We start from the raw sequence: 13,093 nt of genomic DNA on the forward strand, positions 1-13,093 counted from the left end.
TACGCCACAAATTTAATAAAGTTAATGCCCTCCTGTAAAAAAGCCAATAAGTGCAACGCCAATACCCAATAAAACGGCAATCATTTTACGTGCATTTATTTTATGATCGGCACTCGATTCGAATAAAATGGTGGTAGAAATGTGTAAGAAAATACCAATTACAATGCCCATTATTTTATTAAAATACGCATCAATACCGCCAATACTTCCGTTACTTAAACCAATACTTACGTAAAAACCAAGTGGTGCCATAATCGCAAATAAGAGTAGATACAAAACAACACTACCTTTTTTAAAGTTATTTTGCACCAATATGCTCGCTAGCGCAAACGCAGCAGGGATGTGATGCAATGAGATTCCGAAAATCAGTTCATTATGTTGATCCTTGGCCAAAGGCATGCCTTCTAAAAACGCGTGTAAACAAAGACTAATCATAATCCCGTAAGGAAAAACATGCCCATCGTGGTGTTTGTGAATGTGCCCATGCTCTACACCTTCAGAAAACTGCTCGAGTACTATTTGCAGTAAAAAACCGATTAAAATAAAAATACCAATTTGATTGCTGTCTTTCCCACTATATGCATCCGGAATTAAGTGTAGCACCGTAATGGCAAATAAGTACGCGCCACTAAAAGATAAAATCAGTTTTAAGAGTTTCGATTTGTCACTTTTTACCAAGAAGATGGCCGATCCTCCTAAAAAAGCACAGAAAAAAAGTACCGCAAATTTCCAAGCTTCCATTAAAATTCTGGTTGTAAAGTTTTAAATATTTTTCCGCAAATTAATCCAATGCAAATGCCTAAAAGTGATCCGGCAACAACATCAATAGGGTAGTGCACCCCAACATAAATTTGCGAAAAACTTATAATTGCTGCCCATGCTAATCCGATTGGTAAAATAGCTTTCCAACGGCTGTAAAATACAAAAATTAAAAATACTGCAATGGCAAAATGATTGGTTGCATGGGCCGATGGAAAACTTAAACCCGTTCCACACCTAACTCTAGGCATAATATCGTTAACCAAGGTGATCTCATTACAAGGTCGGGGCCTGCTTACTAAAGGTTTAATAATTCTCGATGCCGTTAAATCACTCAGCCCAACAGTAAGTAAAAGCACTGCGATTAAATAGCAGCCAGTTTTTTTATACTGTATAATACAGAATGCAATAATAAAAATGTACAATGGTGCCCAAAAATAAGGATTGCGCATTAAGGGTAAAAGCCAATCGAAAAATGGATTAGCCATTCCTCTATTAATTTTTAGAAATAAATTTGCATCGAAATGTTGTATTTTTTCTATCATACTTTTTTGCAAATTAAAATTAATCGGTCTGATGTTACTTGATTAAAATCTGCTAACGCATAATTCCCAAATACGTTACTAATTGCCATGCCAGCTTGATGCAACATTCGCTCAAAGTCGGCCAGCGAAAAAGCTTTCACTTCTTCCTTAAAATTGTAAGCATGTCCTTCATCTTCAAATTTAATTTCTTTAATCACTTTGCCATCCATAACCTTTTTACTAATATTGAAAGTAATATCGTTTAGGGTTTTTGATTCTTCAGCGTTTAAATTTCGAACAATTTTTTCGGTATTAAAATAATCGATGATTAACAAGCCATTTTTATTTAAAGATTTTTTGAACGATTTTAATGCATTAACGTGCTCAATTTCGGTATCGAAATAACCAAAGCTTGTAAAAAGATTAAACGCGATGTCGAAATAATTGATGTAAAATAATTTCCGCATATCATGCTTCAAAAAATGCAAATGATCGTTCTCAAAAGTTTTTGCGTAATTTATGCTCTGTTCAGATAAGTCGATTCCAGTAACATCAAAGCCTTTTTTGTTTAAATAAATGGCATGTCGGCCTTTTCCACAGGCAATATCCAGCATTCTACTATTTAATGGTGGTTTTAAAAAATCAGTTAAATTATCTATAAAGTGTTCTGCTTCTGCATTGTTTCTTTTTTGATAAAGGATATGATAATAAGGTGAGTTAAACCAATATTGAAACCATTTACGTTGCATACAAAAGCAGTGTTTTATTTTGGAAAAGCACAAACTTAGATAAATTGCTTTAAAATTATCTAATTAAGCACATATAAAAGCAAGTTTTACAATTATCGTTTAATTAAAGTTTTACAACTGAATGTTAGTTTACCGATTTTTTACATTAAAAACTACTAATTATATCGTGTTGATGGATATATTATTTATGTAAATTAACATTCATCAGCGGTTAAAATATCGCTATGCTCTTGAAAATTTTCTTATTTTTGGGCTCACTAAAAACTTTGCAAACATTGACATTAATAAAATCGATTTCGGGAATTAGAGGGACCATAGGTGGTCAGTCTGGTAATGGCTTAACACCCATTGATGTAGTAAAATTTACGGCTGCATTTGGTGCATGGGTAATCGAAAAAACGAATAATCGACGAATAGTTTTGGGTAGAGATGCGCGGATTTCGGGCGAAATGGTTAATAATTTAGTTATTGGTACGTTGCAAGGATTGGGAATTGAAGTCATCGATCTTGGATTATCCACCACACCAACGGTAGAAATTGCAGTGCCTGATGAAAATGCAGGAGGCGGTATTATTTTAACAGCCAGCCATAACCCAAAACAGTGGAATGCACTTAAACTTTTAAATGATAAGGGCGAATTTATTAGCGATACCGATGGCAAAGAAGTTTTAGATTTGGCAGAAAGTGCAGACTTTGATTTCGCTGATGTTGACCATTTAGGAAAGGTTATAAAAAATGACACCTATTTGCAAAAACATATTGACAAAGTTTTGGCTTTACCTTTAGTTGATGTAGAAGCGATTAGAAACGCTGATTTTAAAGTGGTTATAGATTGTGTAAATTCTTCGGGAGGTATTTTTATCCCTGCACTATTGAAAGCGCTAGGTGTAAATAAAATTGTAGAATTATACTGCACGCCAGATGGTCATTTTCCGCATAACCCAGAACCACTGCCAGAAAATTTAACGGAAATTGCCAAAGAAGTACAAAAAAATAATGCCGATTTAGGTATTGTTGTTGATCCTGATGTGGACCGTTTGTGTTTTGTAAATGAGGATGGAAGTATGTTTGGCGAGGAATATACATTAGTGGCTGTGGCCGATTTCGTGTTGAAAAATACGCCTGGAAATACAGTTTCCAATTTATCATCAACACGCGCACTAAGAGATGTAACTGAGAAAGCAGGCGCTGAGTATAATGCATCTGCCGTTGGCGAAGTAAACGTTGTTAATAAAATGAAGGCTACAAATGCGGTAATTGGTGGAGAAGGTAATGGAGGGATTATTTATCCTGCATCGCATTACGGTAGAGATGCTTTGGTTGGTATTGCGCTATTTTTAACCCACCTTGCTAAGTTTGGTAAGTCTATTTCAGTTTTAAGAAGCAATTATCCGCAGTATTATATTTCCAAAAATAAAATAACCCTTACCGAAGAAATGGATATTGATCATTTACTTAAACAAGTAGAAGAGAAATATAAAAACCAGCCTTTAAGTACAATTGACGGGCTAAAAATTGAATTCGATAAAACTTGGGTTCACTTACGACGTTCGAATACAGAGCCAATTATTAGAATTTACAGCGAAGCTGAAAACGAAACTATTGCAGAAAATTTGGCCAATAAAATTATATCAGATATAAAAGAGATTTTAAAGCTCTCTTAAGTGTTTTTTCGCAAAATTAAGCGGAAGAATATGATGCGATTAGGGCTTAAAATTATACAATCGGTGAAAGCAAATATATGAAAAGGGTTTATTTAGACAACGCAGCAACAACACCATTAGATCCGGCAGTTATTGCAGAAATGACAAATGTGATGGAGAATTACTTCGGTAATCCATCGGCAATTCACGCAATGGGCAGGGAGGTTAGAACTTTGGTGGAAAAGGCGCGTAAAACCGTTTCGGGACTATTAAATGCTTCTCCATCTGAAATATTTTTTACTTCGGGTGGTACTGAGGCAGACAACACTGCAATTCGTTGTGGTATTGCTGCTTATAAAATTAGGCATGCAATTACATCAAAAATTGAACATCATGCGGTAGAGCACACGCTAAACGTCATGCTTCAAAACGGAGAAATTGATAAGCTTAGTTTTGTAAATATTGATGGAAAAGGCAATGTAGATTTAAATCATTTAGAAGAATTGTTGCAAAACAATGATCGTACTTTTGTATCGTTAATGCACGCCAATAATGAATTGGGTACGCTTACGGATATGATTAAGGTGGGCGATATTTGTGAGCAGTACAATGCAATTTATCACGCCGATACTGTACAAACTATGGGACATTACAAACATAACGTTCGCGAGCTGAAAGCGCACTTTATGGTTTGTGCAGCGCATAAATTACATGGTCCAAAAGGCGTTGGCTTTTTATTTGTAAATAGTAATATTAAAATTCCGCCGATGATTTATGGTGGCTCGCAAGAACGAAATATGCGTGGTGGCACCGAAAATGTTTACGGTATTGTTGGTTTAGCAAAAGCCTTAGAATTGGCTTATGCTGACATGGAAAAACATCAAAATCATATTCAATCCTTAAAAGATTATTTAAAGGCAGAACTTATTGCTGCCGTGCCGGGTATTGGTTTTAATGGCGAAACCGACGCCTCCAATAGTTTATATACTGTATTAAATGTTTCCTTTCCAGAGATGGATATGGCCGATATGTTGTTGTTTAACTTAGATATTAATGGAATTTGCGCCTCAGGCGGAAGTGCCTGTTCATCAGGTTCTAACATCGGTTCGCATGTGTTAAATGGTATTCACGCCGATCCAAACCGACCTGCAGTTCGCTTCTCATTCAGTAAATTTACTACAAAAGAAGAATTAGATTACGTTGTGGAGAAAGTTAAAATGGTGGTTAAACAGAATGCTTTAGTTTAAACATTTTAGCCATTTTTAGGGTATAAAGTAACAATCGTCAATCTTTTCTAGCAGTTGTTTCATCGATATTGAAAACAAAAATGAGCAGTCAAACCAATTTAGCAGCACGAGACAGAAAAGTAATTTGGCATCCTTACACACAAATGAAAGATGCCCTGCCTCACATTCCAATCGTGAGGGGAGAAGGTGTTCATGTTTTTGATGAGGATGGAAAAAAATATATTGATGCCGTTTCATCTTGGTGGGTAAATATTCACGGTCATTCACACCCACATATTGCTAAAAAAGTTTCTGAACAGTTAAGTATTTTAGAACACGTAATTTTTGCTGGTTTTACACATGAGCCGGCGGTGTTGCTTGCAGAACGATTATTGCCATTATTACCTGGCAAGCAAGACAAAGTTTTTTACACCGATAATGGCTCAACAGCGGTTGAAGTTGCTTTGAAAATGTGTCTGCAGTATTGGAATAATCAAGATAAACCAAAAACTAAAATATTAGCTTTTAAAAACGCATACCATGGCGATACATTTGGTGCAATGAGCGTAAGTGGCAGAAGTATTTTTACCGATGCTTTTAACAGCATGCTTTTTGATGTAGAATTTATCGATTTACCCAACGCGGAAAACATCTCACGTCTCACATCTCACATCTCATATCTGAGTTCGGAAGTTGCCTGCTTTATTTTTGAACCTCTAATTTTAGGCTCCGCAGGCATGTTGATGTACGAAGCAAAATATTTAGATCAACTTTTAGAAGCCTGCAAAAACGCTGAAATTTTAACTATTGCTGATGAGGTAATGACGGGTTTTGGTAGAACTGGGACTTACTTTGCCTGTGAAAAATTACAAAATCAGCCCGATATTTTTTGTTTAAGTAAAGGCTTAACCGGCGGAACAATGCCATTGGGCGTAACAACATGTACCAATAAAATTTTCGAAGCATTTTTTAGTGACGATAAAGTTAAAACCTTATATCACGGTCATTCATTTACCGCAAATCCGCTTTCGTGCGTAGCTTCGTTAGCCAGTTTGGATATATTGTTGGCACCAGAAACGTTGCAGAATATTAAAAGGATTGAAGCAAAACATGCAGACTTTAGAAATCAGATTGCTCATCATAAAAAAGTTAAAACGGTTAGACAAACAGGAACTATTATCGCCATAGAGTGGGAGACAGGTAATAAAACTTCGTATTTAAGTAACCTGCGCAACACGCTCTATCAGTACTTTTTAGATAAAGGCATTATTCTTCGCCCGCTAGGAAACATAGTTTACATTTTGCCTCCATATATTATTAGCGATGCAGAGTTAGATTATATTTACGACGCGATAAAATTAGCGTTGGAGGAGGTTTAGGGATGTTTTTGTAAGGCTTTCGTCTTTCCCGCGTAGGCGGGAATCCTAAAGCGCTAGACAGGATTATCTTTTGTATTAATGTTTTCCCTTGCCGTGGCAGGACGGGCTTTTTTCTTTTGACAAAAAAAGACCAGCAAAGCTAGCTTGAACACAGTTAAAAAATAAACACTAGTGAAAACACAAAATTGCCGGCTTAAAGCAACTGTTTTGCAAGCTTTGGTCTGTGCGTTGGCTTGTGGGGCTTGCAAATGTGTATGACTGCGAAGTGTCGGCATTAGTTTGTTATTTTTAATATTTCTACAAAATTGTCAAGGTTGCCGATTTTCACAATGTCCCCAACTGTTTGTCCAAGTAGGGAATGAGCTAAAGGTGATTTGTAATAAACTTTTTGAATTCCGTCTAACTTGTCGTTTTTGTTATTCTCTGTCGATACAATATGAATGCTGATGTCTTTACCATTGTTCACATATTTTACTTGCACTTTGCTGTTTAATTTTACCTCGTCAGTAAAAATCTTTGTCTGAACTGGAGCAACTTTTTCAATTGCTTGAATTGTTTCGTTGTCCTTTTCAATGTCAATGAAAGATGTCTGTGAAACATTGTCCTCAATTATTACAATGTCGTCTGTAAATGCAACCGCAGTATGAGAATGGTCTTTGTAATTTGGATTTGTTGTTGATTCAATTTGTTTAATAAAGTCAACAAGTTTGGTTGTTTCTCTGCTTGAATTACGCCACCAATTTGTGCTCCAAATTCTATGAAATACAAAACCGTGATTCTCCAATATTTTTTGTCGGTGTCGGTCATACAAATATGCTTCTCTGCTTGAATGATATTTTGCTCCATCACATTCAATAGCAATTTTAGGAACTCCAACTACTTTTGGGTCGTAAACAATATCAATTCTAAATCCTGCAAACTGCAATTGGGGAATTAATTTTTCTGTTCCTAAATGGTCTGCTAAACTTTGATAAACTTCTTCTTCAAAAGGAGATTCCAAATCACCACCTTTGAATGAGTCAAAACCTGCACTCTTTGTTGTATTCTCTGCAAGTGTTGTAAGGACTGACAAACGCAAGTCGTTATTCGATTCGCTTACCGCTTTGCAATAAGCTAAATATGCGTATAAAACGGCTCTTTTATTATTTGAATCTTCTGTTGTCAAGTATTCTCTATAGTTCATAAATACTTGTTCTGGAATAGAAGAACAGCAATAAATTTTAAACTTTGCTCGTGTAATAATTACGTTCAAAAGCTTGTAGCCTTTAGAATGATTTATCGGACCAAATCTTTGTGCAAATTTTCTGTCTTTACCAATTCCGTAAGTTGTCGAAAGAATTATTACATCTCTTTCATCTCCTTGAATGTTTTCCAAGTTTTTGATGAACATTCCTTTTTCTTCTAACTCTTGAATTTTAGCATTGAAATCCTCGAATTTTGAAAATTTTTGTCTTTCCAATATTTTACTCTTAATCAAATTTCGTTGAGCAATATTAAAGGTTGCAATTCCAACGGTTGGATATTCTCCGTTTGGTAATCTGTTTATATTTTTATCTAAAATTGATAAAACCATTTCGGCTTCTGCTTCATTTGTATGCTCCGAAAATGTTCCGTTTACTTGAACATATTTTATCGGCATATAATCAAAGTTGTTCGGCAAAGGTTTTAGCCTTTGATTGTAAAAGGCATAGTTTGAAAAGTCTATTAAAAACGGATGTCTTGAACGATAGTGAAAATCCAAGTGTTTTCTCTGGAAGTTTAATTCTGAGCCAAAATCTAGCAAAGATTCACACGACAAAAGAATGTCATCTTTGTCAATTCTAATTTGATTGTTTTCTTCATCTTCAATTTCATCCTCATCTTCTACACTACCATCAAAAACTTTGCTAAAATAATTTGAAGGTGGCATTTGATGCTCGTCTCCGGCAATAATGATTTGCTTTCCTTTTAAAATTGCTGGCAAATTATCTTCAAGTCTTAATTGACTGGCTTCGTCAAACATTACAATATCAAAGTAGCCATTCATTCCTTTGAATAAATTACTTGCAACATCAGGCGAAGTCAAGATTATCGGGAAAAAGTTTGTAAAAAGATTTGCGTCATATTGAACAATCTGCCTTAATGAGAGCCTTTTGAAGCGGTTGCTACTTCGCTTGTTGTATAAATTCTCTACTGATAAATTAACGTTTTTCTGTTCAAATTCTCGTGTTGTATCTATCTGCTTGGAAAACCAAAACTCTTTGATGAAATTTAGTTGTTCCTTTTCGACTCCGTTTAATGTTTTATCAAGTTCCTTATGTTCATCGTCATTAGTAGGTAAATCCAAGTTTGCTGAATTTACAAGCATTGAGTTTAAGTAAAACACCAAAATTGATTTTCTCCAATTGCTTTTTTGTTTTAATTCATTTACAATTTTTTTGTTTGATTCAGATAAACCATTGTAAAATTGAAACCACTTAAATTCTATCGTGAACAAATCCTTCTCTGCTTTGAAGTATTCGTTTTTGTTTCGGATAAGCGTTTCGATGTCCGAAATAAATTTGTAAAACTCAGTAAATTTCACTTTTTCAACCGTCCAACTATCGCCTTTTATTTTGTCGGCTAAGGCATTTACTTTTTCTTGAAGAATCGGTAGGCTTTTTATTTCAATTTCGTTCGAGTTAGCTTTTAGCAAACTAATTTGTTGAAACTCATTTTGAATTTTAGAATCAAACTCAACTTTAATCAATTCAATTTTCGCTTGCAATTCTGACACCGCTTCCTTATTCTCTTTGAAACTCTTGTCGAATGTCTGATTCAATTTAATGTCTTTGCTTTCTGCTAAATCCTTTGAAAGTGCTTTAAACACTAAATCAATTTCAGAGAGGTAATTTTTGAAAGTGGTTTGAATTGATTGGAGTTTTGTTCTAAAAGCTTCTGAATTATTTGAATCGTTTATTACTGAATGTATTGCTTCAAGATGTTTTCCGTTATCAGTTGTGTCTAAAACTGAATTAAGATTGAATATGGTAAACTCAGTTTCAATTTTTTCGCTAAAACTGGTCTTGAGTTTTGTTAATTCAGTTTTCAATGTCGGCAAAGAATTTTTCTTTGCTTCCAAATTGCCTGTAAAATTGAGTGTTTGGAAATCTTTGGAAATTTTTAAACACTCGTCGAGTTTTACGGAGTTGCGTTGTAATTCTATGTGGTCAGCAATAGTTTGTTTCTTGCTTTTAGAAAAAACAGATAGAAGTTTAAAACCAAACCCATTTATTTTATCTGTGTTCGTTAGGTCGGGATTGTTTGTGTTTTTGCTGAAAATGGCATCAATTTGAGAAATAATTTGAGAAATACTTTCAAGTTGTTGGGCAAATTCAATATTTCTAAAATTGCTGAAAACATCTTTAGTATTTGAAACCAAAGCACTCAATTCATTCTCCTTCGCTATTGTCTTTTCAATGCAGTTAGAAATTGAAGCAATTTGATTTTTTAATTCAGATTTTCTTAAAATTATAAATTCACTTCTGTTAGCTTCCAAAAGAAGTTTGATTTGTTCAAGTTGCTTTGAATAAACATCAAAGTCCTCATTTAATGTCTGCTCAATTATGAATGGATTGTCGCCAACCAACTTCAAAGAATTGATGAATGATGTTGATTCTATTGGTAGAAACTCATTATAAAGTATTTGCCCTTTTTGAACAAGGTCAAGCAAAGTGTTTAGTTCTTGTGTTGAATAAATGAATAAGTTCTTTTCAATATTCAAGTTACTGTCATCTGTGTTGCCTTTTATTTCGGCTAATAAATTCCCAACAACATCAGACCAAGATTTATTACCAATAAGTTTCTTATCAAGTTTTTGATGCTTGTTATTTATGTTACTTATTAAATCTTTAGCTTTTTGAATCAAGTTGTCTAAAGATTCCTTTGAATAGTTATATCGGTAACGTTTGTATTCAGAATTATCTACTCGGTCTCTTACAGAATCAACAACTGTTTTACGGTCTTTTACAATATCTCGAACTAAGACACAGTGATAGTTCAAGCCTTTTTCAATAAGTGCATTGTGTAAAACTTCAAGTGCAGTTCTTTTCTCACATACAACAATTGTTTTCTTGTTATTTTCAAGTGCATTGATTAGAACTGCTGTCAGCGTTTGGCTTTTACCTGTTCCTGGAGGGCCTTGAATTAAAATATTTCTTGTGGCTTCCAAGGAATGTAAAATGCTCTGTTGAGAAGGGTCGGTTTCAACCGATGAAATTGGTTGAAACGAATGTCCTTCTAAATCTTCAAGGTCAATATTAATTCCTTCAAGCTCCATAAGGTTGCCGTAGTCATTAATAATGTTTTGTTTTTGAACTTCAAAAATTGAAAACAAACCACCAAAGTCAATAAAGGAATTTGTTGAGTTTAAAGGAAGTTTATCATAAAGGGCTTTGTCGCCAATAGGCGAAATTTTTTCAAGTTTCTTCTTGAAGGTTTCTTCTAAATCATCTGGAGCCGTAGTGTTTACAGTTCTAATTAGCTTTGAGCAAATTTCTATAAGTTCATTTTTATTGATTAGTCCATCATCAAGCATATCGCTTGGTATCTGTTCTATTTCAACATTTGCATCGCTTTGTAAATGATTTATTAAAACTTCGTTTATGTAAATTGGGTCTTCTTCGTTTCGTAATATTTCCCAAGTATTGAACTCTTTTGTCCTTTTGATTCGTAACGACCAAATCAGAATTGGAGCAACGGTCAATTTGTTGTCTGCTCTGTCTCGTCTTGCTAAAATTGGAAAACCAAAACCGAATGTATTTATACCTTTTTCAGATTCGATTGCTTCGGTTTGATTGATAAGATTTTCAAATGCTTTTGTAATTCTAACCAACTGTGATTGGTCTTCTTCAAAAAGTGAATTCAAGTCAGGCACATTGTCTTTCCAACTAATTCGGAACTTTAGGGGCAATTCAGAAAGTAATGCTTTTACGAAATTGTCGGGTAGATTCTTGTCAATATGAGAAAGTCTGTTTAAGTCGAACTTATATCTTGAATTTGCAGGAATAGCGTTAAGATGAACGCCTCTGCGATTTCCTATTTTCAGCCGTCTTTGTAGTTCTGTTAAAAGTTTCTCTGTTAATTCCATACTGTTGAGTGATACGAATAAACTCAATTTTGTTTCGCTAAAGTAGAATAATAATTTGCAATAAAATTATGGGAAACCGTAAACACATTAAGTTTAGTAGATTTTATTATGCGAGTTGTTTTGATTTTCCACTCACTTTTTTCTCACGCTCTTGCATTTTACGCTTTTCTTTATCCATACGAATAAAGTCGCTGATAGCCATTTCTTCCGTTTTTGTTAATGGTCTTGGGTCAACTACAAAGTCAACGTCAAGTGGTTCTTTAATAATTCCCATAGTTACACTATTTAAAATATTTATTTGTTAATTTTAATGCGACTTCGGTGGTAATAACCATGTTTTGTCCTCCCAAATGAGTTGCACCAAGGCTTTTTTCGTAATGTTCAATCAACTTTGTTTTAGCAAGAAAAGAAACATATCCTTCTCCTCCTCGTTGAAATGAAAGTTTACAAGCAAAAGCTACAAGATTTCCAGGTACACCTAAATATGTTTTGCTTTTACCAATGTTGAAGGGGGCACTTTCAACCAAATGCATATAAACATGGTCAGCCTTCACTTCCAAACTTACAACACCTTGAATAATTAACGGATTGTTGGCAATGGTCAATTTATAAATCTCTCTAATTGGGTTTTTTAGTTCAGTATCCCAATTGAATTGCCAGCCATTTTTCTTCGTTAATCCGTTCAACTCTAGCCTTGTCAATAGTGAAATTTCAGTTGGGAAACTATCTTTAGATTTTACATTTTCAATCGAATTCGTCAGTTTGTCAATTTCAAAGTCAAGACCTATATCTTTTTGTTTTTTCACTAAGCCAATTTACGAAAATTTTGTATGCTTTGCAAACCAATATGTGTGTTTTGAAATCTCCGTTGGTATGATTAATAACTCATAGATACCCCCAATTCTATATGTAAAAAGCGACATTTTAATAGCCCAAATTTACATTATTAGTTGCGCTTTCACTCGCGTTGTTTTTGCAAAGGATTACATTGACTAAAATATAATCGTTAAATGTTCGATAAATAATAAGAAAAAGTTAATAATTATCCTAAAGGTAATTTAGTCAAATCCATAAATAAAAGGTTCCATTTATGGCCATCCAAATCTATAAAGCCTGCGCCATACATCCAATCGCCATTAAAACCAGGCTCTGCGTAAACTGTTCCGCCCGCATCAATTACTTTCTTAATCATTTCATCCACTTCTTCAGCACTTTCGGCATCAATTGATACAAGCACTTCATTCCCAATTTTGGTATCAGCAATTGCAGATGAAATAAAGTTCTCAAATAATGCCTCTTCAAAAAGCATCAATACGAAGTTAGATTCTCCAATTAAAAAGCAAGCAGAATCTTCTCTACTGCCATAGTTTAAGTTGAGGGTAAAACCTAATTGCGTAAAAAATGCTATAGAATTTTTAAGGTTTTTAACTGGAAGATTGATCCAAATTGATTTAGTCATGATTGTATTTTATTAAGATTTAGAACGATTAATTGGTAAAATGCCTCGGTGGTTAATCAAGATTTTTAAAACAAATTTCTTCATGGGTGTTAATTATTTTTTTTTTTGCCACGGAAGCACAGATTTGCACGGAATTTTGATTGCTCCTTTCCGTGTTTTTCGTGTTTCCGTGGCCAATTTTTCGAAAGATTATTCAAAATCTCAACATTCTTTATTTTGCTTTACAAGTTTAAGTTATTGCACTGAT

General features: G+C 34.3%; 10 protein-coding genes. 3 read left to right on the forward strand and 7 right to left on the reverse strand.

Annotation, left to right across the window (positions count from 1 at the left end):
• Positions 1 to 21: 21 nt before the first annotated feature.
• Genes EZJ43_RS10180 through EZJ43_RS10190 form a run of 3 tightly spaced genes read right to left on the reverse strand, consistent with a single transcriptional unit; the run spans position 22 to position 2,032 of the window.
• Complete coding sequence (locus EZJ43_RS10180; protein ID WP_133262606.1) at positions 22 to 741, reverse strand: ZIP family metal transporter; 720 nt, start codon at positions 739 to 741, stop codon at positions 22 to 24.
• Positions 741 to 1,304 (reverse strand): phosphatase PAP2 family protein, encoded by a 564-nt coding sequence (locus EZJ43_RS10185; RefSeq protein WP_133262607.1) that lies wholly within the window; start codon positions 1,302 to 1,304, stop codon positions 741 to 743. The genes EZJ43_RS10180 and EZJ43_RS10185 overlap by 1 nt, the downstream gene beginning before the upstream one ends.
• Entirely contained in the window at positions 1,301 to 2,032 is a 732-nt protein-coding gene (locus EZJ43_RS10190; protein ID WP_133262608.1) for a class I SAM-dependent methyltransferase, read from the reverse strand. Before EZJ43_RS10190 ends, EZJ43_RS10185 begins: the two co-directional genes overlap by 4 nt.
• A gap of 275 nt (positions 2,033 to 2,307) precedes the next feature.
• On the opposite strand from EZJ43_RS10190, the gene glmM reads away from it, so the two are divergent.
• The 3 genes from glmM (at position 2,308) to bioA (ending at position 6,280) form a co-directional block, all read left to right on the forward strand.
• Positions 2,308 to 3,696 carry a phosphoglucosamine mutase gene (gene glmM, locus EZJ43_RS10195; protein WP_133262609.1) on the forward strand — a complete coding sequence of 463 codons (1,389 nt, stop codon included), beginning with the start codon at positions 2,308 to 2,310 and terminating at the stop codon, positions 3,694 to 3,696.
• A gap of 77 nt (positions 3,697 to 3,773) precedes the next feature.
• On the forward strand, positions 3,774 to 4,922 hold the full coding sequence (locus EZJ43_RS10200) for a cysteine desulfurase family protein (protein WP_133262610.1): 1,149 nt from the start codon (positions 3,774 to 3,776) through the stop codon (positions 4,920 to 4,922).
• An 80-nt stretch (positions 4,923 to 5,002) separates the two neighbouring features.
• Entirely contained in the window at positions 5,003 to 6,280 is a 1,278-nt protein-coding gene (gene bioA / locus EZJ43_RS10205; RefSeq protein WP_133262611.1) for an adenosylmethionine--8-amino-7-oxononanoate transaminase, read from the forward strand.
• A gap of 274 nt (positions 6,281 to 6,554) precedes the next feature.
• Here the strand turns inward: bioA and EZJ43_RS10210 are convergent, their stop codons facing one another.
• The 4 genes from EZJ43_RS10210 to EZJ43_RS10220 form a co-directional block, all read right to left on the reverse strand.
• The gene (locus tag EZJ43_RS10210; protein WP_133262612.1) at positions 6,555 to 11,387 is read right to left on the reverse strand and encodes an AAA domain-containing protein; all 4,833 of its coding nucleotides are present in this window, start codon (positions 11,385 to 11,387) and stop codon (positions 6,555 to 6,557) included.
• 106 nt (positions 11,388 to 11,493) lie between these two features.
• Complete coding sequence (locus EZJ43_RS17140) at positions 11,494 to 11,661, reverse strand: hypothetical protein (protein ID WP_165953137.1); 168 nt, start codon at positions 11,659 to 11,661, stop codon at positions 11,494 to 11,496.
• Positions 11,662 to 11,668: 7 nt separating this feature from the next.
• Positions 11,669 to 12,193: a hypothetical protein gene (locus EZJ43_RS10215; RefSeq protein ID WP_133262613.1), complete on the reverse strand. Its 525-nt coding sequence runs from the start codon at positions 12,191 to 12,193 to the stop codon at positions 11,669 to 11,671.
• Positions 12,194 to 12,429: 236 nt separating this feature from the next.
• Positions 12,430 to 12,846 (reverse strand): VOC family protein, encoded by a 417-nt coding sequence (locus EZJ43_RS10220; protein WP_133262614.1) that lies wholly within the window; start codon positions 12,844 to 12,846, stop codon positions 12,430 to 12,432.
• Between the last annotated feature and the right edge of the window lie 247 nt (positions 12,847 to 13,093).

This window comes from Pedobacter changchengzhani, from assembly GCF_004354365.1.
In the GTDB taxonomy this organism is placed as follows: Bacteria; Bacteroidota; Bacteroidia; order Sphingobacteriales; family Sphingobacteriaceae; genus Pedobacter; species Pedobacter changchengzhani.

What these genes read in the sequence shown, in the direction of transcription:
- EZJ43_RS10220 (WP_133262614.1), bottom strand. Translation starts at nt 12,846, where the DNA reads ATGACTAAATCAATTTGGATCAATCTTCCAGTTAAAAACCTTAAAAAT.
- EZJ43_RS10185 (WP_133262607.1), bottom strand. Translation starts at nt 1,304, where the DNA reads ATGATAGAAAAAATACAACATTTCGATGCAAATTTATTTCTAAAAATT.
- EZJ43_RS10180 (WP_133262606.1), bottom strand. Translation starts at nt 741, where the DNA reads ATGGAAGCTTGGAAATTTGCGGTACTTTTTTTCTGTGCTTTTTTAGGA.
- EZJ43_RS10200 (WP_133262610.1), top strand. Translation starts at nt 3,774, where the DNA reads ATGAAAAGGGTTTATTTAGACAACGCAGCAACAACACCATTAGATCCG.
- bioA (WP_133262611.1), top strand. Translation starts at nt 5,003, where the DNA reads ATGAGCAGTCAAACCAATTTAGCAGCACGAGACAGAAAAGTAATTTGG.
- EZJ43_RS10210 (WP_133262612.1), bottom strand. Translation starts at nt 11,387, where the DNA reads ATGGAATTAACAGAGAAACTTTTAACAGAACTACAAAGACGGCTGAAA.
- EZJ43_RS17140 (WP_165953137.1), bottom strand. Translation starts at nt 11,661, where the DNA reads ATGGGAATTATTAAAGAACCACTTGACGTTGACTTTGTAGTTGACCCA.
- EZJ43_RS10190 (WP_133262608.1), bottom strand. Translation starts at nt 2,032, where the DNA reads ATGCAACGTAAATGGTTTCAATATTGGTTTAACTCACCTTATTATCAT.